The organism is Burkholderia sp. BCC1993, assembly GCF_905339865.1.
Classification (GTDB): Bacteria; Pseudomonadota; Gammaproteobacteria; order Burkholderiales; family Burkholderiaceae; genus Burkholderia.
In genome coordinates this window covers 192,852-217,177 of sequence record NZ_CAJPGZ010000006.1, presented here as the reverse complement: position 1 = coordinate 217,177, position 24,326 = coordinate 192,852, and the positions used below count along the sequence as shown (strand labels likewise).

The following is a 24,326-nucleotide window of genomic DNA, read 5'->3' as shown; positions in this document are numbered from 1 at the left end:
CAGGCCCCTTGGACTCGGCGCGGTGTCGCGACGCGGGTGCGCCGCCGCGAAAACCGCGCGCCGGAAAGCCCGTGCCGTGCGGCCGCAACGGCCGCCGGCACGAACCCGTGTGATACATTTCAACGTCAGTCTGCAAAACTACCATATCGCCGCCCTTCCGCCGCATGTCCGACCGTCAGGAATCCGCCGTAGCTGAGCCCGAAGCGGGACCTCCGAAGCACGATCATCCGGTCCTGCGTCGCGTGTTCAGGGTGACGCTGGCAGTCGGGATCGGCACGTACTTCGTCGCGTCCGGCGTGTTCCTCGGGATGCGCTACGTGCTGCTGCCGCGCATCGACGAATACCGCCCGCGCATCGAGCGCGCGGTGTCCGACAAGCTCCACGCGCAACTTTCGATCGGCAAGCTGTCTCCCCACTGGTCCGGCATGCAGCCGGGCGTCGAAGTCGCCAACCTCACCATTCGCGGCCGTGACGGCCAGATCGCGCTGTCGGTCCCGCACGCGACGGCCGCGCTGTCGTGGATGTCGCTGCTGCGGCTGTCGCCCGCGCTGTCGAGCCTGATCGTCGACCATCCCGACCTCGTCGTCGCACGCGCCGCCGACGGCTCGCTGAGCGTCGCGGGCGTCGGCGTCGCGACCACCCATGGCGGCAACGACACGTTCAGCACGTGGCTGCTGAAGCAGGAAGCGATCGTGCTGCGCAACGGCACGCTGCGCTGGCGCGACGCGCAGCACGACGCACCGGAGCTCGCGCTGTCCGGCATCCGCCTCGCGGTGCTCAACCATGGCCGCGAGCACAAGGCCGCGCTGCAGGCGCCCGCGAACGGCACGCTGCTGCTCGGTCCGCTCGATTTCCGCGCGCGTTTCCGCCACAAGCCGCTCGCGCCGATGGGCAAGCCGACGAACTGGACCGGCGACGCGTACCTGTCGACCGGCCCGGTCGACCTGCAGACGCTCGGCCGCTATCTCGACATCCCGCTCACGATCCACGCGGGCCGCATCGACAACGCGATCTGGGCGACCTTCCAGGACGGCCATCTGCGCTCCGCGGGCGGCGACCTGCAGGGCGCCGACGTCGTGCTGCGCGTGCGGCCGACCCAGCCGCGCCTCGACGTGCCGACGGTCGGGTTCGGCTGGGACATGGCGCTGGACGCCGGCCGCGACTACACGCTGCACCTGACGCGCTTCAACGCGGAGCTCGGCCAGCCGCCGCTGCCTGACGGCACGCCGCTCGCCCGTTCGCTCGCGCTGTCGACGCTGACCGCCCGCTACCGCGTGCCGACCGCCGACCAGGGGCAGCTGCTGAGCGTCGTCGGCGACCGCGTCGATCTCGGCATCCTCAGCGAGTTCATCCGCGGGCTGCCGCTGCCCGCGCGGCTGCGCAACGAGCTGATCAAGCTCGACCCGCGCGGGATGGTGTCGAACTATCACATCGAGGTCGAACGCGCGAAGCCGGCGCGGGCCGAGCTCGCCGACGAAGAACGGCGCACCGGCGCCGCGCCGATCGTCCGCTACCGCTTCCTCGGCGATCTGCAGGGCATCAGCGTCGCCGCGCAGGAGCCGCCTCCGGGGCTGTCCCCGCGCGGTCACCCGCGCGCCGGCTGGCCGGGCGTCGAGAATTTGTGGGGCCGCATCGATGCGAACGAAACCGGCGGCCGCGCGCACTTCGACACGGTCAATGCGGCGGTCACGGTGCCCGGCGAATTCGACGAGCCGCGCCTGACCTTCGACCGGCTGCGCGGCAACGCGAAATGGGTGATCACGCCGGCGCCGGGCGAGAAGCACGCGCGCGTCGACGTGACGTTGCCCGACCTGTTCGTCGCGAACCCCGATGCGGAAATCGCGGTGTCGGGCACGTACACGAACCCCGGCCACGGCCGCGGCTCGCTCGACCTGCGCGCGGATTTCGCGCGCGCGTCGGTGGCGCGCATTCCGCGCTACCTGCCGACCGGGATGTCCGAGCACCTGCGCGACTATCTCGGCCATGCGCTGCAGGACGGCCAGGTGACCAAGGGGGCGTCGATCGTCGCCCGCGGCCCGCTCGAGAAATTCCCGTTCGAACACGAGCCGGATGCCGGCGTGTTCCACATCGTCGCGCCGTTCACCGGCGGGCGCTTCGAGCCGACGCCGTACCCGCCGCGCAAGCTCGCGAACGGCACGCCGAGCGTCTGGCCGGCGCTCGACGGGATCGACGGCGTGTTCGAGCTCGCGCAGAACAAGCTGCACTTCGACATCGCGCGCGCGCACTACAAGCGCGTCGCACTGACGAAGGTCGCGGGCCGGATCGACGATCTCGGCAATCCGTCGAAGTCGCCGCTCATCATCGACGGCCACGCGCAAGGCCCGCTCGCGGACCTGATCGACTACGCGGACAACAGCTCGCTCGGCGCGATGAGCGGGCACATCGGCCAGCGGATCGACGCGCAGGGGCCCGCGGCGCTCGCGCTCAAGATCACGATTCCGCAGCACGTTCCGCATCCGCATACGCATGTCGAGGGCGCGCTCGCGTTCGGCGGCAACACGCTGTCGACCGACGGCGTGCCGCCGCTGTCCGCGCTGCGCGGCAGCGTGCGCTTCAGCGAGGCTGGCGCGTCGCTGCACGAGCTGTCGGGGCGCTTCCTCGGCGGCCCGGTGCGCGCGAACGGCAACTTCCAGTCGCACGGCCCGTACGCGGTGGACGTCGACGGCAAGCTCGCGCTTGACGCCGCGCGCGGCCTGAACCTGCGCGGCACGGCCGCGGCGCTGCTCGAGCACGTGGTCGGCGACGCGCCGTACCAGCTCGCCGTGCGCGGCGCGCCGGGCCGCCTGCCGGAGGTCACCGCGCATTCCGACCTGACGGGCGTCGCGCTGAATTTCCCGGCGCCGTTCGCGAAACCGGCCGGCACGCCGATGCCGTTCCGCTTCACGCTGCAGCCGGCCGCCCAGGACGGTGGCAAGCGCCTCGAGCATGCCGACCTGACGCTCGGGCCCGTGTCCGCGACCTACCTGCTCGACGCGACGCCCGGCCAGCCGCTGCGCGCGGTGCGCGGCGCGATGGGCATCCACCGGATGCCCGATCTGCCGCAGGACGGCGTGAGCGCCGCCGTCGACGTCGACGAACTGGACGCCGACGCCTGGCTCGCACTGGCCCGCACGCTGCAGCACGACACGCCGCGCGCGCCGGAACCGCCGGCCGCGCCGCGCATCGACGTCGCGAGCTTCACGCCGAAGCGCTTCGCGCTCCACTTCGGCACGCTGAAGCTGCTCAAGCGCAACTGGGAAAACGTGATCATCGGCGCGTCGCACGTCGACGAGCTGTGGCAGGCGAACATCGCGTCGAACCAGGTATCGGGCTACCTGTCGTGGGCGCCGGGCGGCGGCCACAACGGCGCGGGCGTGCTGAACGCACGGCTCGCGAAGCTCGTGATCCCGCAGAGCGCGCAGCACGACCTCGTCGGCCGCGCGATGAACCTGCCGACGCCGACCGACCGGCCGATGCCGGCGGTCGACCTGATCGTCGACCAGGTCGTCGCGCGCGATCACGACATCGGCCGGCTCGTCGTCAACGCGCGCAACCTCGAGGAAGACGGCGTACCGGTGTGGCAGCTCGACAAGTTCGAACTGGCGAACCCGGCCGCGAAGCTGACGGCGACCGGCAACTGGCGCACGTCGCGCCGCGCGCTGGCCCGCGGCGTCGACGAAAACGATGCGCCGCGCCGCAGCGTGTTCGACTTCAAGCTCGACGTCGGCAACGCGGGCGCGCTGCTCGACCTCGTCGGCCTGCCGCGCACGCTTGCAAACGGCCACGGCACCGTGACCGGCAAGGTCGGCTGGCGCGGCGGCCCGACCGCGGTCGATCTGCCGTCGCTTGGCGGCCAGGTCGCGCTCGACCTGGAACACGGCCAGATCCTGAAGGTCGATCCGGGTGCCGCGAAACTGCTCGGCGTGCTGAGCCTGCAGAGCCTCGCGCGCTTCCTGACGCTGAATTTCCGCGACGTGATCGGCAAGGGGCTGCCGTTCGACAAGATCACGGGCACCAGCCGGATCTCCAACGGGATCGCGCGCACCGACGACTTCTCGATGACGACGGCGCCGGCGAACGTGACGGTGCGTGGCGCGGTCGACCTCGGCGCCGAGACGCAGGACCTGCACGCGCACGTCGCGCCGAAGATCGGCGCCGGCACGGCGGCAATCGCGGCCGCGATCATCAATCCGCTGCTGGGTGTCGGCGTGCTGGCCGCGAACTACGCGCTGTCGGAGACGCTGTCGCACGCGTTCGCGCTCGACTACGCGATCACCGGCTCGTGGGCGCATCCGCACATCGAGCGGGTGCGAGGCGATCAGGGTAAGATGAATCACGGTCCGGCCGATGCGGCGAGCCACTGACGGCGCGCACGGTGCCGGGCCGCACCCCATTTATGACGCAACCGATCCAGCGATGACCGATCACACCCGTTCCGCCACGCCCTTTCGGGTCGCCGCGCTGCAGATGGTGAGCACGCCGGACGTCGCACGCAATCTCGCCGAAGCCGGCCGCCTGATCGCGGAAGCGGCCGGCGACGGCGCGCAGCTCGTACTGCTGCCCGAGTATTTCTGCTTCATGGGCCATCGCGACACCGACAAGCTCGCGCTCGCCGAACCCTACCGCGACGGCCCGATCCAGCGCTTCCTGTCGGAGGCCGCGCACCGTCACGGCATCTGGGTAATCGGCGGCACGTTGCCGCTGAAGGCGCCGGAGCCCGATCGCGTGCTGAACACGACGCTCGTGTTCGACCCGAACGGCCAGGAAGCCGCCCGCTACGACAAGATCCACCTGTTCAACTTCGAGAAAGGCGACGAATCGTTCGACGAGGCGCGCACGATCCGCGCGGGCGATACGGTCGTCACATTCGACGCGCCGTTCGGGCGGGTCGGCCTGTCGGTCTGTTACGATCTGCGCTTTCCGGAGCTGTATCGCAGGATGGGCGACTGCGCGCTGATCGTCGTGCCGTCGGCGTTTACGTATACGACGGGCCGCGCGCACTGGGAAATGCTGCTGCGCGCGCGGGCCGTCGAGAACCAGTGCTACGTGCTCGCGGCCGCGCAAGGCGGCAAGCACGAGAACGGCCGGCGCACCTGGGGCCACAGCATGCTGATCGACCCGTGGGGCGAGATCGTCGCGGTCCGCGACGAAGGCGCGAGCGTCGTGACCGGCGCGCTCGATCCGCAGCGCATCGCCGACGTGCGCCAGAGCCTGCCCGCGTGGCGGCATCGCGTGCTGGCCTGAACCGCTGAACCGCCCGGCGCTTGAAACGCCGCCCGGCCAACCCATCTGCCCAGAACGCACCCGACAACTTTTTGAGAACCCTCGATACCCGCATGAACATCATCGAACCCGGCATCCGCAATCTTGCGCTGGCGAAGGACATCCTCCTCACGCCGTACGGCCTCGACGAGAGCCTGCTCACGCGCACGATCGCCGACATCTTCACGCATCGCGTCGACTACGCCGACCTGTACTTCCAGGCGACCCGCAGCGAAGCGTGGAGCCTCGAGGAAGGCATCGTGAAGTCGGGCAGCTTCAGCATCGACCAGGGCGTCGGCGTGCGCGCGGTCGCGGGCGACCGCACCGCGTTCGCGTACTCGGACGACCTGTCGCCGGAAGCCATCGCCCAGGCGGCCGCGGCCACCAAGGCGATCGCGGCGGCCGGCGGCGGCCGCCAGAAGATCAAGGCGGCGACGTCGCTGAAGGGCATCTCGGGCCGCGACCTGTACCTGCCGTCCGATCCGCTCGCGTCGCTCGACGCGACCGCCAAGGTCAAGCTGCTCGAGCGCATCGAGCAGATGGCGCGCGGGCGCGACCCGCGCGTCACGCAGGTGATGGCGGGCCTCGCCGGCGAATACGACGTCGTGCTGGTCGCGCGCAGCGACGGCGCGCTCGCGGCCGACATCCGCCCGCTCGTGCGCGTGTCGGTCACGGTGATCGCCGAACAGAACGGCCGCCGCGAGATCGGCTCCGGCGGCGGCGGCGGCCGCTTCGACTACGGCTACTTCACCGACGAAGTGCTGTCGCGCTACGTCGACGACGCCGTGCACGCGGCGCTCGTGAACCTCGACGCGCGCCCCGCGCCGGCCGGTGCGATGACGGTCGTGCTCGGGCCGGGCTGGCCGGGCGTGCTGCTGCACGAGGCGATCGGCCACGGTCTCGAGGGCGACTTCAACCGCAAGGGTTCGTCGGCGTTCGCCGGCCGGATCGGCGAGCAGGTCGCCGCGAAGGGCGTGACGGTGGTCGACGACGGCACGCTGCCGAACCGCCGCGGCTCGCTGAACATCGACGACGAAGGCAACCCGACGCAGTGCACGACGCTGATCGAGGACGGCATCCTGAAGGGCTACATCCAGGACACGCTGAACGCGCGCCTGATGAAGATGCCCGTCACCGGCAACGCGCGGCGCGAGTCGTACGCGGCGCTGCCGATGCCGCGCATGACCAACACGTACATGCTGAACGGCGACAAGGATCCGCAGGAAATCCTCGCGTCGGTGAAGAACGGCCTGTACGCGGTGAACTTCGGCGGCGGCCAGGTCGACATCACGAACGGCAAGTTCGTGTTCTCGGCGTCCGAGGCGTACATGATCGAGAACGGCAAGATCACCTACCCGGTGAAGGGCGCGACGCTGATCGGCAGCGGCCCGGAATCGCTGAAGTACGTGAGCATGATCGGCAACGACATGTCGCTCGACTCGGGCGTCGGCGTGTGCGGCAAGGAAGGCCAGAGCGTGCCGGTCGGCGTCGGCCAGCCGACCCTGCGGATCGACAAGATGACGGTCGGCGGTACGGCATAACCGCATCGCGCCGCAGACAATCCGCGCATTTTGGCAAATGCGCGCGGATTGTCCGCATTTTTGAGCACCCCCGGTTGCCAGCGACGCGGCGACCGGGTATAAATTCCGAATCAACTTTTTTGACGAACCGAATCTCCGTCATGTCCGCCAAGTTTTATTTTTACTTTTTTTGGCATCTCAGACCGCTGGCGGATCGAGAGGGTTGATGGCGCGTGAAGCGCAACCGAAATTCCCGAAAAAACCGCCGGCGAACCCGGCGGTTTTTTTTCGCCCTTCGCCACCCGGTCGCCGCCGCAGCGGATCCCGCGGCCCCGACCGAAATCACTGAATCGCTTGAATCGATGAATCTGCCGCACGCGCACTGACCGAACGGCGCCCGCAAAACTAGGAGAAACAGCATGCCCCCGCACAACACCGACGACGTCCGCATCCGCGAACTCAAGGAACTGACGCCGCCCGCCCACCTGATCCGCGAATTCGCGTGCTCCGAGGCCGCGTCCGAGCTGATCTACAACTCGCGCCAGTCGATGCACCGCATCCTGCACGGGATGGACGACCGGCTGATCGTCGTGATCGGGCCGTGCTCGATCCACGATACGAAGGCGGCGATCGAGTACGCGGGGCGGCTCGTGAAGGAGCGCGAGCGCTTCAACGGCGAGCTGGAAATCGTGATGCGCGTGTACTTCGAGAAGCCGCGCACGACGGTCGGCTGGAAGGGGCTCATCAACGATCCGCACCTGGACAACAGCTTCAAGATCAACGAAGGGCTGCGCACCGCGCGCGAACTGCTGCTGCAGATCAACGAGATGGGGCTGCCGGCCGCGACCGAATACCTCGACATGATCAGCCCGCAGTACATCGCCGACCTGATCTCGTGGGGCGCGATCGGCGCGCGCACGACCGAGTCGCAGGTGCACCGCGAGCTGGCGTCGGGGCTGTCGTGCCCGGTCGGCTTCAAGAACGGCACCGACGGCAACGTGAAGATCGCGGTCGACGCGATCAAGGCCGCATCGCAGCCGCACCATTTCCTGTCGGTGACCAAGGGCGGCCACTCGGCGATCGTGTCGACGGCCGGCAACGAGGACTGCCACGTGATCCTGCGCGGCGGCAAGACGCCGAACTACGACGCGGACAGTGTGAACGCCGCGTGCGCGGACATCGGCAAGGCCGGCCTCGCCGCGCGCCTGATGATCGACGCGAGCCACGCGAACAGCTCGAAGAAGCACGAGAACCAGATTCCCGTGTGCGCGGACATCGGCCGCCAGGTCGCGGCCGGCGACGAGCGCATCGTCGGCGTGATGATCGAGTCGCACCTCGTCGAGGGGCGCCAGGACCTGAAGGAAGGCTGCCCGCTGACCTACGGCCAGAGCATCACCGACGCGTGCATCGCGTGGGACGACAGCGTGAAGGTGCTCGAAGGCCTCGCGGAATCGGTGAAGGCACGCCGCGTCGCGCGCGGCAGCGGCAACTGACAGACGACACCGGTCCGGACCGTGGCTTCCCGCTTGCCGGCGGGTTGCCATGGTTCGACTGCGACCGGCATCCGGTTCTGCTAGACTAGCTAACACCCCCTAGCTAACCGGAGGTACTCATGTCGACCGTCAACATGCATGATGCCAAGTCGCGGCTTTCAAGTCTCGTCGAGGCACTGGAACTGGGGCGCGAATCCGAAGTCGTGATCGCCCGCAACGGCCATCCGGTCGCCCGCATCGTCCCCTACACGGCGCCGCGCCGCATCGGCGCCGCTCGTCAGTTGCTTGCCGGCCTGAACATCCCGACGACGGTCGAAGCATTCAACGCTGGCGACGAATCGATTGCCGCCGATTTCGATGCCAGCGCCGAGCGAGGACTCGCGCCGTGAAGCTGTTGCTCGACACGCATATCGCGCTGTGGGCGGCTGAAGGCGCGCCGCAACTGTCGCCGACCGCCGTCGCATTGATCGAGGATCCGCAGAACACGCTGTATGTCAGCGCCGCGTCCATCTGGGAAATTGCGATCAAGTATCGCAAAGGCAACCTCCCCGTTCATCCACGCGATGCCCGTTCGGCATTCCGGCTCGCTGGCTTCGCGGAGTTGCCAATTAGCAGCGATCACGCTGAAGCGGTCGCCGTGTTGCCGGATTTCGCTGATCATGCCGATCCGTTCGACCGCGTGATGGTCGCGCAAGCGCTACATGAAGGCATGCCATTCGTGAGTGCCGATCCGAAGGTATGGCGCTACCACGCAACGCTGATGCTGCGCGCCTGAAGTCGCCCGCCTGGCGCAGCACGAACAAAAGCCCGGCTCGCGCCGGGCTTTTTCATTGCCTCGGCCGGAACCGGCCGTCAGATCCTCACTCGAGCGCGCCCGAGCCGAAGATCTCGGTATTGATGCGTTCCGGCGCGACGCCGAGCGCGACCAGCGCATCGCGTTGCGCCTTCATGAACGCGATCGGACCGCAGATGTAGTAGTCGGCATCCGGCACCAGCGCGTATTGCTTCACGCGTTCCGGCGTCAGGCGCCCTTCGAGGTCGTGATCGATGCCGACGCGATCGTTCGGGCCGACCAGCTCGTACAGCACCGTGCGCTTCACGTTCGCGTGTTCGCGCACCGTATCGTTCAGCCAGTCGCGGAACGCATGCACCGCGCCCGACCGGCATGCGTGGACGAACCGCACCTCACGCTTGCTGCCTTCGGCGACCAGCGTCGATGCCATCGACACCATCGGCGTCAGGCCGACGCCGCCGGAGATCAGCACGACCGGCGTATCGACGCCGCGCTTCAGCGAGAATTCGCCCATCGGCGCGGTCACCTCGACGATCGCGCCCTCCTCCACGCCGTCATGCATCAGCGTCGACACCTTGCCGGCCGGGATCGCTTCCGGCTGGCCGGCCTCGCGTTTCACCGAGATGCGCAGCCACTTGCCGTGCGGCGCGTCGGACAGGCTGTACTGGCGCGGCTGATCGACGCCGAGATCGCCGACGAAGCGCTTCACCGTGACGTACTGGCCCGGCTCGAACTTCGGCGCGTCGCCGCCGTCGGCGGGCGTCAGGTAGAACGACGTGATCTCGTCGCTTTCACGCACCTTGCGGGCAACCTTGAACGGACGGAAGCCGCTCCACGCGGCGCCCGCGTACAGGTCGGCCTCGGCACCGATCAGGATCTGCGCGAGCTGGCCGTACGCGACGCGCCATGCCTCGAGCGTCTGAGCATCGACCGCATCGCCGAGCACTTCGACGATCGACGCGAGCAGGTTCTCGCCGACGATCGGGTAATGCTCGGGGCGGATGTTCAGGCTCGCGTGCTTGTGCGCGATGTGCGACACCGCCCCGCCGAGCACACCGAGGTTGTCGATATTCGCCGCATACGCATAGACCGCCTTCGCGAGCGTTTCCGGCTGGCTGCCGGTCTTCTGGTGCGTCTGGTTGAACAGGTTCTTCAGTTCCGGATGACGCGCGAACATGCGCTGGTAGAAATGCTTCGTGATCGTCGCGCCGTGCACGGCAAGGACGGGGGCGGTGGCCTTCACACGGGCCATCTGGTCAGCGGTGATGTGGGTCATGTTCGTTCTCCGTTAAACATGCGAATACGATACATCTTTAAAAATAGACGCCCCTTGGGCAAATTGTCGCAGTGCGGAAAAGCGACGCCGGGCGCTAGCGGACGCGCCCGCGCTCCCACAGCACGTCCGAGCCGCCATCCGCGCGGTTCAGCACACGCGCCAGCACGAACAGCAGGTCCGACAGCCGGTTCACGTAACGCCGCGGCGCATCATTGAGCGTGTCGGTGCGCCCGAGCGCGACGATCGAGCGCTCCGCGCGGCGGCACACCGTCCGGCAGACGTGCGCGAGCGACGCCGCACGCGAGCCGGCCGGCAGGATGAATTCCTTCAGCGGCGGCAGCGTCGCGTTGTAGTCGGCCAGCCACGTGTCGAGGCGCGCGAGGTGCGTGTCGTCAAGCACCGCATGGCCGGGAATGCACAGCTCGCCGCCGAGATCGAACAGGTCGTGCTGGATCGTGACGAGCGCCGTGCGCACGTCGTCCGGCAGCGGTTCGGCCAACAGCACGCCGAGGGTCGAGTTCAGTTCGTCGACGTCGCCGATCGCGGCGATCCGCGCGTCGTCCTTGCCGATGCGCCGCCCGTCGCCGAGGCCGGTGGTGCCGTCGTCGCCCGTGCGCGTCGCGATCTTGCTCAAGCGGTTGCCCATGCGAATCTCCTCTCGTGCGCGGCCGCGATGCGGCCCGGTTGGGTTGGTACGCGATTATCGCAGCCCGCGGCGGCGGGCGCAGCGGGCGTTCCAGCGTAGAATGGGCCGAAAGTTTGACAAGCAGTCGTCAGGAGACATTCGTGAATCACCCTGCCCCGCCGGCCACCACGCGCCGCCCGCTGCCCTCCGCCATGCTCGAGGCGCTGCGCGCCGCCTTCGGCGAGCGCGTGTCGACCGCCGACGCCGTCCGCGCCCATCACGGCCGCGACGAATCGCCGTTCGATCCGCAACTGCCCGACGCCGTCGTGTTCGCCCGCAACGCCGATGAAGTCCGCGAAGTCGTGTCGCTGTGCGCGCTCTACAGCGTGCCGCTGATCCCGTACGGCGCCGGCTCGTCGCTCGAAGGCCATCTGCTCGCCGTGCGCGGCGGCGTCTCGCTCGACCTGTCGGAAATGAACCGCGTGCTGTCGATCAACGCGGAAGACCTGACGGTCACGGTCGAACCGGGCATCACGCGCAAGGCGCTCAACGAAGCGCTGCGCGACACCGGCCTGTTCTTCCCGATCGATCCGGGCGCCGACGCCAGCATCGGCGGGATGACCGCGACCCGCGCATCGGGCACCAACGCCGTGCGCTACGGAACCATGCGCGAGAACGTGCTCGGCCTGACCGCCGTGCTCGCCGACGGCCGCGTCGTGAAGACGGGCTCGCGCGCGCGCAAGTCGTCCGCCGGCTACGACCTCACGCGCCTGTTCGTCGGCTCCGAAGGCACGCTCGGCGTGATCACCGAGATCACGCTGCGCCTGCATCCGCTGCCCGAAGCCGTGTCGGCCGCGATCTGCACGTTCCCGTCGATGGGCGACGCGGTGCGCACCGTGATCGAGACGATCCAGATCGGCGTGCCGATCGCGCGCGTCGAATTCGTCGACTCGCTCGCGGTGCGCTCGATCAACCGCCACTCGAACCTGACGCTCGCCGAAGCGCCGACGCTGTTCTTCGAATTCCACGGCACCGAGGCCGGCGTGAAGGAACAGGCCGAGCTCGTGCAGGCGCTCGCGGGCCAGAACAACGGCCAGGGCTTCGAATGGGCGACCCGCCCCGAGGACCGCACGCGGCTCTGGGCCGCGCGCCACAACGCGTACTTCGCGATGCTGCAGCTGAAGCCCGGCTGCCGCGCGGTAACGACCGACGTGTGCGTGCCGATCTCGCAGCTCGCCGCGTGCGTCGAGGAAACCGAGATCGACCTGCGCGCATCGTCGCTGCCCTGCCCGATCGTCGGCCACGTCGGCGACGGCAATTTCCACGTCGCGATCCTGATCGATCCCGACAAGCCCGAGGAAATCGACGAAGCCGAACGCATCAACGACCGGATCGTCGAGCGCGCGCTGCGCCTCGGCGGCACCTGCACCGGCGAACACGGCGTCGGGCTGCACAAGATGCGCTTCCTGCCGAAGGAGCACGGCGACAACGCGATCGACGCGATGCGCGCGATCAAGCTGGCGCTCGATCCGCGCAACCTGATGAATCCCGGCAAGATCTTCACGTGCTGACACGGCGGCGCGCCGCCGCGCCCCGGCTGGAGACCCAATGAACGCTTCCGTCGAACTGTCGAGCGCGACCCGCGCGCAGCGCCAGCGCGAGGTCGTGCAGGCGCTGATGGCCGTGCTGCCGACGCATTGCCTGCTGTTCCGCGACGAAGACACCGCGCCGTACGAATGCGACGGCCTGTCGGCGTACCGCCGGCTGCCGCTCGCGGTCGCGCTGCCCGAAACCGAATCGCAGGTGCAGCGGATCGTGCAGATCTGCCGCCGCATGGAAGTGCCGATCGTGCCGCGCGGCGCCGGCACGAGCCTGTCCGGCGGCGCGCTGCCGATCGCGAACGGCGTCGTGCTGTCGCTCGCGCGCTTCACGCGCATCGTCGAGGTCGATCCGTACGCGCGCACGGCGACCGTGCAGCCCGGCGTGCGCAACCTCGCGATTTCGGAAGCCGCCGCGCCTTACGGGCTGTATTACGCCCCCGATCCTTCGTCGCAGATCGCCTGCACGATCGGCGGCAACGTCGCGGAAAATTCCGGCGGCGTCCATTGCCTGAAATACGGGCTGACGGTGCACAACGTGATGCGCGTGCGCGCGGTCACGATCGACGGCGAGATCGTCGAATTCGGCTCGCTCGGTCTCGACGCGCCCGGCCTCGACCTGCTCGCGGTGATGATCGGCAGCGAAGGGATGTTCGCGATCGTCACCGAAATCACGGTGAAGCTGATCCCGAAACCGCAGACCGCGCAGCTCGTGATGGCGAGCTTCGACGATGTCGTGAAGGGCGGCGAGGCGGTTGCCGCGATCATCGCGTCGGGCATCATCCCGGCGGGGCTGGAGATGATGGACAAGCCGGCCACCCAGGCCGTCGAGGCGTTCACGCACGCGGGCTACGACCTCGACGCGAAAGCGATCCTGCTGTGCGAATCGGACGGCACGCCCGAAGAAGTCGCGGAGGAAATCGTCCGCATGACGGCCGTGCTGCGCGAGCATGGCGCGACGCGCATCCAGGTGTCGCGCAACGAAAGCGAGCGGCTGCGCTTCTGGTCCGGCCGCAAGAACGCGTTCCCGGCCGCCGGGCGCATTTCCGCTGACTATTACTGCATGGACGGCACCGTGCCGCGCCGTGCGATCGGCCCGCTGCTCGCCCGCATCGAGCAGCTCGAGACACGCTACGGGCTGCGCTGCATCAACGTGTTCCATGCCGGCGACGGCAACATGCATCCGCTGATCCTCTACAACGCGAACGATCCGGACGAGCTGCACCGCGCCGAGCAGTTCGGCGCGGAAATCCTCGAATGCTGCGTGGAATTCGGCGGTAGCGTGACGGGCGAGCACGGCGTCGGCATCGAAAAGCTGAATTCGATGTGCGTGCAGTTCTCGCCGCAGGAGCGCGATGCGTTCTTCGCGGTCAAGCGCGCGTTCGATCCGGCCGGGCTGCTCAATCCCGACAAGGGCATCCCGACCCGCGCGCGCTGCGCCGAATACGGCCGCCAGCACGTGCGCGGAGGGCTGCTGCCGCACCCCGACCTGCCGCGCTTCTGAGCGCCGCGCGGTGCGCGGCCCGTGCCGACGCGCGGGCCGCGGCGTACCGCCCTGCCCGCGCCAGCCGTGCGCGCGGCGACGCCCGCATGCGTTCGTCATGCGCGGCTTAGGGATAGTCGCGATGTGGATTCGCGCCACCCCGGTACAATCGACCGGACAACAACGAGGCAGCAATACAACATGGAAGAGGACGACATCGTCGCCGGATGGGCCGAACGCGTCCGCGCCGCCAGTGCCGACGGCCGGCCGCTGCGGATTCGCGGCGGCGGCACCAAGGACTGGTACGGCCAGGCGCTGGACGGCGAAATACTCGACACGCGCGCGTTTCAGGGCATCGTGTCGTACGACCCGGCCGAACTCGTCGTCACGGTCCGCGCGGGCACGCCGCTCGCGCAGCTTGAAGCCGTCCTCGCCGAGTGCGGCCAGATGCTGCCGTTCGAGCCGCCTCACTTCGGCCGCGCGGCCACCGTCGGCGGCTGCGTCGCGGCGGGCCTCGCGGGCCCGCGCCGCGCGACCTGCGGCGCGCCGCGCGATTTCGTGCTCGGCGTCACGCTGATGAACGGCCGCGGCGAAGTGCTGCGCTTCGGCGGGCAGGTCGTGAAGAACGTCGCCGGCTACGACGTGTCGCGGCTGATGGCCGGCTCGCTCGGCACGCTCGGGCTGATACTCGACCTGTCGATCAAGGTGCTGCCGGTGCCGGTCGCCGAAGTCACGCTGAAGTTCGAGATGAGCGCGACCGACGCGGTGCGCAAGCTCAACGAATGGGGCGGCCATCCGCTGCCCGTCAGCGCGAGCGCGTGGCGCAACGGCACGCTCGTGCTGCGGCTGTCGGGCGCCGAGGCGGCCGTGAAATCGGCGAAGACGCTGCTCGGCGGCGAAGTCGTCGACGCGGTCGAGGCCGAGCGCTTCTGGGCAGCCGTGCGCGAGCACACCGACCCGTTCTTCAACGGCATCCCGCCCGGCTATGCGCTGTGGCGGCTCGCGCTGCCGTCGATCACCGAACCGATGCACCTGCCCGGCACCCAGCTGATGGAATGGGGCGGTGCGCAGCGCTGGTGGATCACCGACGCCGACGCGCAGACGGTGCGCATGAGCGCGAAGCAGGCCGGCGGCCATGCGACGCTGTTCCGCGCGGGCGAGTCGTACGACCGCAGCGCGGGCGTGTTCACGCCGCTGCCCGCGCCGCTGATGAAGATTCACCGCGGGCTGAAGGCTGCGTTCGATCCCGCGCGCATCTTCAACCGCGGCCGGCTCTACCCTGATCTCTGAGGGATCGATGCAAACGAACCTCGCCGATTTCATCCGCAATACGCCCGACGGCGACGAGGCCGACGCGATCCTGCGCAAGTGCGTGCATTGCGGCTTCTGCACCGCGACGTGCCCGACCTATCAGCTGCTCGGCGACGAACTCGACGGCCCGCGCGGCCGCATCTACCTGATCAAGCAGATGGTCGAAGGCGCGCCCGTCACGCGCAGCACGCAGCAGCACCTCGATCGCTGCCTCACCTGCCGCAGCTGCGAGACGACCTGCCCGTCGGGTGTCCAGTACGGCCGGCTCGTCGAAATCGGCCGCAAGCACGTCGAGGCGCAAGTGCAGCGCCCCGTGCAGCAACGGCTCGTGCGCCGCGTGCTCGCCAGCCTCGTGCCGAACGCGGCGCTGTTCTCGCCGCTCATGCGGCTCGGCCAGCACATGCGGCCGCTCTTGCCGAAACGGCTGCGCGACAAGGTGCCGCCGCGCACGCGGCTGCTCGAATGGCCGCAGCGCCCCCATTCGCGCAAGATGCTGATGCTCGCCGGCTGCGTGCAGCCGTCGATGCTGCCGAACATCAACATCGCGACCGCGCGCGTGCTCGACGCGCTCGGGATCGAGACGATCGTCGCGCCCGACGCGGGCTGCTGCGGCGCGATCCGCCTGCACCTGAACTATCACGACGAGGCGCTCGACGACGCGCGCCGCAACATCGACGCGTGGTGGCCGTACGTCGAGCAAGGCGCGGAAGCGATCGTGATGAACGCAACCGGCTGCGGCGTGACGGTGCTCGAATACGCGCACCTGCTGCGCGACGATCCGGCCTATGCGGAGAAGGCGCAGCGCATCGTCGCGCTGACGCGCGACATCTCCGACGTGCTGCTCGCGTTCGAGGCCGAGATCGCGACGCTCGCGCGGCGCCGCGCGATCCATACCGTCGCGTACCACCCGCCGTGCACGCTGCAGCACGGCCAGCAGTCGCGCGGCAAGGTCGAGCGCCTGCTCGAGACGCTCGGCATCGACGTGCGGCTGCCGGCCGACAGCCATCTGTGTTGCGGCTCGGCCGGCACCTATTCGCTGACGCAGCCGTCGCTGTCGTACCGGCTGCGCAAGCAGAAGCTGCTGAAGCTGCAGGCACTCGAGCCGCAGATGATCGTGTCCGGCAACGTCGGCTGCATCGCGCACCTGCAAAGCGGCACGCAGATTCCGGTCGCGCACTGGATCCAGCTCGTCGAACATCTGCTGTACGGCTGACGCGGATGGCCGGCCCCGCCGGCGCCCCGTCCGTATAATGGGCGAACCGATGCGGCGCGTGCCGTGCCGCATCCGCTGTCGCATTCGTCTCCGCGTTCGTCACCATTCGCCGCCGTACTCGCTTCCCGTGCCTGCTTCCGTGCCCGTCATGTCCGATTTCGCCGTCCGTCTCGACTCCGTTCACCGCCGCATCGCCGACGCCGCCCGCGCGGCCGGCCGCGATCCCGCCACCGTCTCGCTGCTCGCCGTGTCGAAGACGTTTCCCGCCGACGACGTGCGCGCCGCGCATGCGGCCGGCCAACGCGCGTTCGGCGAGAACTACGTGCAGGAATCGATCGACAAGATCGACGCGCTCGCGGATCTGCGCGCTGCGCTCGAATGGCATTTCATCGGGCCGCTGCAATCGAACAAGACGCGCCCGGTCGCCGAACGGTTCGACTGGGTCCATTCGGTCGACCGGCTGAAGATCGCGCAGCGTCTCGCCGAACAGCGCCCCGCGCACCTGCCGCCGCTCAACGTGTGCGTGCAGGTGAACATCAGCGGCGAGGCGTCGAAGAGCGGCGTCGCGCCGGCCGACGTGGCCGACGTCGCGCGCGCGGTCGCCGCGCTGCCGGCGCTGCGCCTGCGCGGCCTGATGGCGATTCCCGAGCCGGCCGGCGATATCGATGCGCAACGCGTGCCGCATCGCGCGCTGCGCGCGCTGTACGACGCATTGCGTGCCGACGGCCTGCCGCTCGACACGTTGTCGATGGGCATGTCCGCCGATCTCGAGGCCGCGGTGCTCGAAGGCGCGACCATCGTGCGCGTCGGCACCGCGATCTTCGGCGCACGCGATTATTCGCACTGAGCGCCGCCCTTTTCCGCCTTCCCGTTCACTCACTTGCTCAATTCGACACCATGAAAATCGCATTCATCGGCGGCGGCAACATGGCCGCGGCCCTGATCGGCGGCCTCGTCAAGCGCGGCGTCGCCGCTGACGGCCTGTATGCCATCGACGTCAACGAAGACGCCCGCGCGCGCGCCGCGCAGCAGTTCGGCATCCGCACCGGCGCGGCGGTCGACGCGACGCTCGCGGACTACGACGCGATCGTGCTCGCGGTGAAACCGCAGGTGCTGAAGGACGTCGCGCAGGCGCTCGCGCCGCACCTGAAGTCGCAGCTCGTGATCAGCATCGCGGCCGGCATCCGCGCCACCGACCTCGCCCGCTGGCTCGGCGACTACGCACGCGTCGTGCGCACGATGCCGAACACACCCGCGCTGGTCGGCATGGGCGTGACGGGCCTCGCCGCGCTGCCGGGCGTCGACGCGGCCGGTCGCGAGCTCGCGTCGAACGTGCTCGGCGCGGTCGGCGAGATCGTCTGGTTCGACGACGAAGCGCAGCTCGACGCGGTCACGGCGATCTCGGGCAGCGGCCCGGCGTACGTGTTCTATTTCATCGAAGCGCTGCAGGAAGCCGCGCGCCGCCTCGGCATGAACGACGAACAGGGCCGCGCGCTCGCGGTCGCGACGTTCGCGGGCGCCGCGCAGCTCGCCGCGCAATCGGGCGAACCGGCGAGCGTGCTGCGCGAGCGCGTGACGTCGAAGGGCGGCACGACGGCCGCCGCGCTCGCGTCGTTCGACGCGCAAGGCGTGAAGGAAGCGATCGTGCGCGGCGCGCTCGCAGCCGAGGCACGCGCGAAGGAAATGGGCGACGAGCTCGGCCGCGCGTAAGCGCCGCGTCGTCGGCCGGGCTTGCCCGGCAGCGCCAACAAAAAAGCGGCCGCGGCCGCTTTTTTGTTGGCATCGCGCACCGGCGAGGTGCCCGTACCGCTTCAGTTGGCAGCCGGCCCCGCCAGCAGGTAATGCGCGGCGATCCCCGCGAACAGCACGCCGCCGAGCCAGTTGTTGTGCCGGAACGCCGCGAAGCACGGCATCCGCTCGCGCCCCTTGATCAGCGTGTAGTGATACAGCGCGCAGCCGAGCGCCGCCGCCCAGCCGGCCCAGTACGCGAGACCGAAGCCGAGCGTCACGCCGATCCACACGTAGATGCCGAGCGTCACCGCATAGCACGCCATCACGGCCGCGACGTCGAAGCGGCCGAACGTCAGCGCGGACGTGCGAATGCCGATCTTGATGTCGTCGTCGCGGTCGACCATCGCGTATTCGGTGTCGTACGCGACCGACCAGAAGATGTTCGCCACCAGCATCACCCACGCGAGCGTCGGCACCGTGTCCTGCACGGCCGCGAACGCCATCGGGATGCCGAAGCCGAACGCGATGCCGAGATACGCCTGCGGAATCGCGAAGAAACGCTTCATGAACGGGTACGAGCCGGCGACGAACAGCGCGACGACCGACAGCTCCTTCGTCAGCGTGTTGAGCGGCTGGATCAGCAGGAACGCGATGAACGACAGCACCACCGCGATCGCGACGGCTTCCCATGCGCGGATCTTGCCCGACGTCAGCGGCCGGTCGGCCGTGCGCTTCACGTGACGGTCGAAATCGCGGTCGGCGTAGTCGTTCATCGCACAGCCGGCCGAGCGCATCAGCAGCGTGCCGAGCGCGAAGATCACCAGCAGCGACCAGCGCGGATGACCGTCCGACGCGATCCACAGTGCGTTGAGCGTCGGCCAGAGCAGCAGCAGGCTGCCGATCGGCTTGTCCATCCGGACGAGCCGCAGATACAGGGGAAAGCGGGCGAGCATGGCGAAGCACCGGGAAGAGAATCCCGGCATTTTAGAGCCGAGCGGCGGTTCGCGTCATGTCGGGGACGGCCCGCAGCCGGGTGCGGCGGCACGCGCGCAGGCTGCTCGGGCCCGCTGCACGCGGCCGAGCAGCCGCATACGTCAATCAGGGGACAGATGCATGGGCGGTGCGTAGCCCGCCCTGCCGACATGCGATGCCGATGCGGGCAATCCGGCCCCGCTTCGACTTCGGGACACCGCTCAGTTGCCGATCACCCGCTGAGACCGGCTGCACGACACACGGCCAGTCACGCCGGATTCAGGCAAGCAGCGACCGCAGCATCCACGCGGTCTTTTCATGCGTCTGCAGGCGCTGCGTCAGCAGGTCGGCGGTCGGCTCGTCGCTCGCCGCATCGGCGATCGGGAAGATTTCGCGCGCGGTGCGCACGACCGTCTCGTGCCCTTCGACGAGCTGGCGGATCATCTCTTCGGCCGCCGGCACGCCGTTCGCTTCCGGCACCGACGACAGTTTCGCGAAATCCGCGAACGTGCCCGGCGCGACGACGCCGAGCGTGCGAATGCGCTCCGCGACCGAGTCGACCGCGAGCCACAGTTCGTTGTACTGCTCTTCGAACATCAGGTGCAGCGTGTTGAACATCGGACCCGTGACGTTCCAGTGGAAGTTGTGGGTCTTCAGGTACAGCGAAAACGTGTCGGCGAGCAGACGCGACAGGCCGTCCGCGATCTTCTTGCGGTCCTTGTCGCTGATGCCGATGTTGATCTTCGTGGCGTTGCCTTTCTTGGCCATCTTCGGGACTCCTCATTCGAAATGTTGAACCGGCGAAAACGCGTCGAGCAATCCGCATGCCGCGCCGTGCGGCATCCGTTCGCGACGGGCCAGTCTAGCGCGGCGCGCGATTCGCTGCGCTCAGCCGCCGACGCTCGACACGAGCGGTGCGAGCGCGTGCAGCGCCTGCGCGACCAGCTCGGCCGCACCGCCGATGACGATCGCGAAACCGACGATACGGCGCGCCAGCTCGGCCGGCGTGAACGCGGCGCGCATGTTCAGCATCATTTGCGTCATGGTCGTCACTCCTTCGACAAGACCTTGAATCGGAAGAAAAAACGGCCGGTCGTGCGACCGGCCGTTTCACGTTGCAGCATGACTGCGTCAGCGCATCGCGACTTTCACGCGAGGTCGAAGCGGTCGAGGTTCATCACCTTGTTCCAGGCCGCGACGAAATCGCGCACGAACTTCTCGTGCGCGTCGGCACTGCCGTACACCTCGGCCAGCGCCCGCAACTGCGAGTGCGAACCGAAGATCAGGTCGACGCGCGTGCCGGTCCACTTGACCTGGCCCGTCGCCCGATCGCGCCCTTCGAACACGTCGTTCGCAGCCGACACCGGCTTCCACTCCGTGCCCATGTCGAGCAGGTTCACGAAGAAGTCGTTGGTCAGCGCGCCCGGACGATCGGTGAACACGCCGTGCTGTGCGTCACCGACGTTCGCGCCGAGCACCCGCAGGCCGCCGACGAGCACCGTCAGCTCCGGCCCGCTCAGCGTCAGCAGCTGGGCCTTGTCGACCAGCAGCGCCTCGGCCGGCGTCTTGTACGCGTGCTTCAGGTAGTTGCGGAAACCGTCCGCAACCGGCTCGAGCACGGCCATCGCCTCGATGTCGGTCTGCTCCGGCGACGCGTCCATCCGGCCCGGTGCGAACGGCACCGTCACCGCGACACCCGCGTTCTTCGCGGCCTGTTCGACGCCGGCTGCACCGGCGAGCACGATCAGGTCGGCGAGCGACACCTTCTTGCCGCCCGTCTGCGCATCGTTGAACGTCATCTGCACGCCTTCGAGCGTCTCGAGCACCGTCGCGAGCGCGGCCGGCTGGTTCACGTCCCAGTCCTTCTGCGGTGTCAAGCGGATGCGCGCGCCGTTCGCGCCGCCGCGCTTGTCCGAACCGCGGAACGTGGAAGCCGACGCCCATGCGGTCGACACGAGCTGCGCGACCGACAGGCCCGACGCGAGCACCTTCGCCTTCAGCGCCGCGACGTCGGCGTCGTCGATCAGCGTGTGGTCGACGGCCGGGATCGGGTCCTGCCACAGCAGGTGCTCGGCCGGCACTTCAGGGCCCAGATAGCGCGCACGCGGACCCATGTCGCGGTGCGTGAGCTTGAACCAGGCGCGCGCGAACGCGTCGGCGAACTCGGCCGGGTTCTCGTAGAAGCGGCGCGAGATCTTCTCGTAGGCCGGGTCGAAACGCAGCGACAGGTCGGTCGTCAGCATCGTCGGGCGACGCTTCTTCGCCGGATCGAACGCATCGGGAATCACTTCGTCGGCGCCCTTCGCAACCCACTGGTGCGCGCCGGCCGGGCTCTTCGTCAGTTCCCATTCATAGCCGAACAGGTGCTTGAAGAAATCGTTGCTCCACTTCGTCGGCGTCGACGTCCACGTGACTTCGAGGCCACTCGTGATCGCGTCGCGGCCCTTGCCCGATGCGTAAGCGCTCTTCCAGCCGAGACCCTGCTGCTCGATGCCGGCCGCTTCCGGCTCGGGACCGACGTCCGATGCGGGGCCCGCGCCGTGCGTCTTGCCGAACGTATGGCCGCCGGCGATCAGCGCGACCGTCTCTTCGTCGTTCATCGCCATCCGCGCGAACGTCTCGCGGATGTCGCGGGCCGCCGCGACCGGGTCGGGATTGCCGTCCGGGCCTTCCGGGTTCACGTAGATGAGGCCCATCTGCACGGCCGCGAGCGGATTTTCGAGGTCACGGTCGCCCGAGTAACGGCTGTTCGGGCCGCCGCTCAGTTCCAGCCAGATCTTTTCCGAACCCCAGTAGACGTCGTCCGGTTCCCACGTGTCGACGCGGCCGCCCGCGAAGCCGAAGGTCTTGAAGCCCATCGATTCGAGCGCGACGTTGCCGGTCAGGATCAGCAGGTCGGCCCACGAGATGTTGCGGCCGTACTTCTGCTTGATCGGCCACAGCAGCCGGCGCGCCTTGTCGAGGTTGCCGTTGTCCGGCCAGCTGTTCAGCGGGGCGAAGCGCTGTTGCCCGCCGCCCGCGCCGCCGCGGCCGTCGGCGGTCCGGTACGTGCCGGCGCTGTGCCAGGCCATCCGGATGAACAGGCCGCCGTAGTGACCGAAGTCGGCCGGCCACCAGTCCTGCGACGTGGTCATCAGCGCCTGCAGGTCGCGCTTCACCGCCGCGAGGTCCAGCTTCCCGAATGCTTCCGCGTAGTCGAAATCCTGGTCCATCGGATCGGACAGCGCCGAGTGCCGGTGCAGGATGTTCAGGTTCACCTGGTTCGGCCACCAGTCCTTGTTCGACGGGCCGCTGCCTGCGGTGTGATTGAACGGACACTTCTTTTCGTTCGACATGCGTTTTCTCCTAGGCTTGCTCATGTGCCTCCACCAACCCGGCCCGGCATCGTGCCGCGCGCGGTTCGTGGAGTGTCATTGCGGGGGTAAGAAACGGAACAGGTTGGTCCTCCTGCTTACTACGGGATGTCGTGCGTGACCTTCGGTGCGCGTTCCCGTCGCGAAGCGCCGCAAGCGGGGCGCTCCAGGAATCGGCGACCGGCCGGCGCTACGCCGGCGGTGCGGGTGGTTTTCCGGACTTCGGACATGCAATGCTCCCTCATGGCTGGACGGCAGGTGAATCGGGGGAACACAGGACCGGCGTGCAGCGGCGCTCAGCCGCCGTACACACGGTCCGCCAGGTACGCGAACGCAATCGGGCGCAGGTTGCGGACCACGGCCCTGGCGCGCGTTACGACCTCGTCGCGCGACGGGATGTTCCGCTGCGCGTGCTGCATTACCGACCGCATCATGACATCCTCCTTTGACGCTTGCATCCAGCGTGCGAATCGGGCTGCCGATCCGGCGCCGATCCATGTAGAGCATTCTATGCAAACCTATCGATTATTTTAATTTGATTAATTTTATCTATGCGATAGGAAAAAATAAACGGGGTCGCAAGACCCCGTCGATCGGCCGGCATGCGGGCGCGCCGCGCCCTGCTCAGTTCATCGTCGCCGGCATGTCGAGCTTCGCGACGCCCGGCAGCTCGCAGGCGGCGATCGCCTCGCTGATCGCGTCGATCGCGGGCATCCGCGTGAAGCTCTTGCGCCACACCAGCACGACGCGGCGATCCGGCACCGGTTCGTTGAACGGCACGTACGACAGCAATTCGGCGTCGGGGCCGTTCGCGCGCGGGCCGACCTCGGCGACCGACATCCGCGGCAGCACCGTGATGCCGACGCCGCTCGCGACCATATGGCGAATCGTTTCGAGCGACGAGCCCTCGAAGGTCTTCTGGATGCCGTCGGCCGTCTGCGAGAAGCGCATCAGCTCCGGGCACACGCCGAGCACGTGATCGCGGAAGCAGTGGCCGTTGCCGAGCAGCAGCATGGTTTCCTGCTTCAGGTCCTCGGCGTCGATCTCTTCGCGCTTCTCCCACGGATGGCCGGCCGGCAGCGCGACGACGAACGGCTCGTCGTACAGCGGCCGCACCATCAGGCCCGTTTCCGGGAACGGCAGCGCCATGATCGCGGCGTCGATCTCGCCCTGCTTCAGCAGTTCGAGCAGCTTCAGCGTGTAGTTTTCCTGCAGCATCAACGGCATCTGCGGCACGCGCTGGATCATCTGCTTGACGAGCGTCGGCAGCAGGTACGGCCCGATCGTGTAGATCACGCCGAGCCGGAACGGGCCGACGAGCGGGTCCTTGCCCTGCTTCGCGATCTCCTTGATCGCGAAGGTCTGCTCGAGCACGCGCTGCGCCTGCGTGACGATCTGGTCGCCGATCGGGGTCACGCTCACTTCGCTCGCGCCGCGCTCGAAAATCTGCACGTTGAGCTCGTCTTCGAGCTTCTTGATCGCCACCGACAGCGTCGGCTGGCTCACGAAGCACGCTTCGGCCGCGCGACCGAAATGCCGTTCGCGCGCGACCGCGACGATGTATTTCAATTCAGTCAGGGTCATTGTGGGTCAATCAGGGATATACAGGCGATAGGTTTAATTTATACACCCGTTGGCACCGGTTCGCCAAGTTTCTCTGCATCGCAACGCGCCGAATCAGCGCGGAATGGCGCTT

At 68.4% G+C, this 24,326-nt stretch carries 20 protein-coding genes; 12 read left to right on the top strand and 8 right to left on the bottom strand.

Translation table 11 applies throughout. From position 1 onward, the window contains the following. Positions 1–164 precede the first annotated feature (164 nt). The 6 genes from U4Y91_RS11930 (at position 165) to U4Y91_RS11905 (ending at position 9,050) form a co-directional block, all read left to right on the top strand. The gene (locus U4Y91_RS11930) at positions 165–4,364 is read left to right on the top strand and encodes a YhdP family protein (RefSeq protein ID WP_321805225.1); all 4,200 of its coding nucleotides are present in this window, start codon (positions 165–167) and stop codon (positions 4,362–4,364) included. Between the two features lie 52 nt (positions 4,365–4,416). Then, on the top strand, positions 4,417–5,244 hold the full coding sequence (locus U4Y91_RS11925; RefSeq protein ID WP_321805224.1) for a carbon-nitrogen hydrolase family protein: 828 nt from the start codon (positions 4,417–4,419) through the stop codon (positions 5,242–5,244). A 92-nt stretch (positions 5,245–5,336) separates the two neighbouring features. Beyond that, positions 5,337–6,803, top strand: a complete 1,467-nt coding sequence (tldD, locus tag U4Y91_RS11920; RefSeq protein ID WP_257768448.1) for a metalloprotease TldD — start codon at positions 5,337–5,339, stop codon at positions 6,801–6,803. Between the two features lie 398 nt (positions 6,804–7,201). Next, positions 7,202–8,275 (top strand): 3-deoxy-7-phosphoheptulonate synthase AroG, encoded by a 1,074-nt coding sequence (gene aroG / locus U4Y91_RS11915; protein WP_044844038.1) that lies wholly within the window; start codon positions 7,202–7,204, stop codon positions 8,273–8,275. A gap of 119 nt (positions 8,276–8,394) precedes the next feature. Beyond that, positions 8,395–8,664, top strand: coding sequence for a type II toxin-antitoxin system Phd/YefM family antitoxin (locus U4Y91_RS11910; RefSeq protein ID WP_039323450.1), 270 nt, complete (start codon positions 8,395–8,397; stop codon positions 8,662–8,664). Continuing rightward, positions 8,661–9,050 carry a type II toxin-antitoxin system VapC family toxin gene (locus U4Y91_RS11905; RefSeq protein ID WP_321805223.1) on the top strand — a complete coding sequence of 130 codons (390 nt, stop codon included), beginning with the start codon at positions 8,661–8,663 and terminating at the stop codon, positions 9,048–9,050. Before U4Y91_RS11910 ends, U4Y91_RS11905 begins: the two co-directional genes overlap by 4 nt. Before the next feature lie 85 nt (positions 9,051–9,135). Here U4Y91_RS11905 and hmpA read toward each other — a convergent pair whose 3' ends face one another. Together hmpA and U4Y91_RS11895 are read right to left on the bottom strand one after the other, a co-directional pair. Beyond that, positions 9,136–10,344: an NO-inducible flavohemoprotein gene (hmpA, locus tag U4Y91_RS11900; RefSeq protein ID WP_321805222.1), complete on the bottom strand. Its 1,209-nt coding sequence runs from the start codon at positions 10,342–10,344 to the stop codon at positions 9,136–9,138. 94 nt (positions 10,345–10,438) lie between these two features. Continuing rightward, complete coding sequence (locus U4Y91_RS11895) at positions 10,439–10,990, bottom strand: cob(I)yrinic acid a,c-diamide adenosyltransferase (protein WP_257768456.1); 552 nt, start codon at positions 10,988–10,990, stop codon at positions 10,439–10,441. Positions 10,991–11,130: 140 nt separating this feature from the next. On the opposite strand from U4Y91_RS11895, the gene U4Y91_RS11890 reads away from it, so the two are divergent. The 6 genes from U4Y91_RS11890 to proC all read left to right on the top strand — a co-directional run bounded on the left by U4Y91_RS11890 (position 11,131) and on the right by proC (position 18,284). Beyond that, entirely contained in the window at positions 11,131–12,540 is a 1,410-nt protein-coding gene (locus tag U4Y91_RS11890; RefSeq protein WP_321805221.1) for an FAD-binding oxidoreductase, read from the top strand. Positions 12,541–12,577: 37 nt separating this feature from the next. Then, entirely contained in the window at positions 12,578–14,071 is a 1,494-nt protein-coding gene (locus tag U4Y91_RS11885; RefSeq protein WP_321805220.1) for an FAD-linked oxidase C-terminal domain-containing protein, read from the top strand. A 180-nt stretch (positions 14,072–14,251) separates the two neighbouring features. Further along, positions 14,252–15,340: a glycolate oxidase subunit GlcE gene (gene glcE, locus U4Y91_RS11880; protein ID WP_321805219.1), complete on the top strand. Its 1,089-nt coding sequence runs from the start codon at positions 14,252–14,254 to the stop codon at positions 15,338–15,340. A gap of 7 nt (positions 15,341–15,347) precedes the next feature. Continuing rightward, the gene (glcF, locus tag U4Y91_RS11875) at positions 15,348–16,574 is read left to right on the top strand and encodes a glycolate oxidase subunit GlcF (protein ID WP_321805218.1); all 1,227 of its coding nucleotides are present in this window, start codon (positions 15,348–15,350) and stop codon (positions 16,572–16,574) included. Between the two features lie 148 nt (positions 16,575–16,722). Then, positions 16,723–17,421, top strand: a complete 699-nt coding sequence (locus U4Y91_RS11870) for a YggS family pyridoxal phosphate-dependent enzyme (protein WP_124519959.1) — start codon at positions 16,723–16,725, stop codon at positions 17,419–17,421. Between the two features lie 50 nt (positions 17,422–17,471). Beyond that, complete coding sequence (gene proC / locus U4Y91_RS11865; RefSeq protein ID WP_321805217.1) at positions 17,472–18,284, top strand: pyrroline-5-carboxylate reductase; 813 nt, start codon at positions 17,472–17,474, stop codon at positions 18,282–18,284. Between the two features lie 101 nt (positions 18,285–18,385). Here proC and ubiA read toward each other — a convergent pair whose 3' ends face one another. The 6 genes from ubiA to U4Y91_RS11835 all read right to left on the bottom strand — a co-directional run bounded on the left by ubiA (position 18,386) and on the right by U4Y91_RS11835 (position 24,214). After that, positions 18,386–19,258: a 4-hydroxybenzoate octaprenyltransferase gene (gene ubiA, locus U4Y91_RS11860; RefSeq protein WP_321805216.1), complete on the bottom strand. Its 873-nt coding sequence runs from the start codon at positions 19,256–19,258 to the stop codon at positions 18,386–18,388. A 298-nt stretch (positions 19,259–19,556) separates the two neighbouring features. Beyond that, positions 19,557–20,045 carry a non-specific DNA-binding protein DpsA gene (dpsA, locus tag U4Y91_RS11855; protein ID WP_321805215.1) on the bottom strand — a complete coding sequence of 163 codons (489 nt, stop codon included), beginning with the start codon at positions 20,043–20,045 and terminating at the stop codon, positions 19,557–19,559. 120 nt (positions 20,046–20,165) lie between these two features. Then, complete coding sequence (locus U4Y91_RS11850) at positions 20,166–20,321, bottom strand: hypothetical protein (protein WP_321805214.1); 156 nt, start codon at positions 20,319–20,321, stop codon at positions 20,166–20,168. Positions 20,322–20,425: 104 nt separating this feature from the next. After that, complete coding sequence (gene katG, locus U4Y91_RS11845) at positions 20,426–22,612, bottom strand: catalase/peroxidase HPI (protein WP_321805213.1); 2,187 nt, start codon at positions 22,610–22,612, stop codon at positions 20,426–20,428. A 314-nt stretch (positions 22,613–22,926) separates the two neighbouring features. Further along, positions 22,927–23,064 carry a hypothetical protein gene (locus U4Y91_RS11840; RefSeq protein WP_014898035.1) on the bottom strand — a complete coding sequence of 46 codons (138 nt, stop codon included), beginning with the start codon at positions 23,062–23,064 and terminating at the stop codon, positions 22,927–22,929. Positions 23,065–23,254: 190 nt separating this feature from the next. After that, positions 23,255–24,214 (bottom strand): hydrogen peroxide-inducible genes activator, encoded by a 960-nt coding sequence (locus tag U4Y91_RS11835; RefSeq protein WP_044844025.1) that lies wholly within the window; start codon positions 24,212–24,214, stop codon positions 23,255–23,257. Between the last annotated feature and the right edge of the window lie 112 nt (positions 24,215–24,326).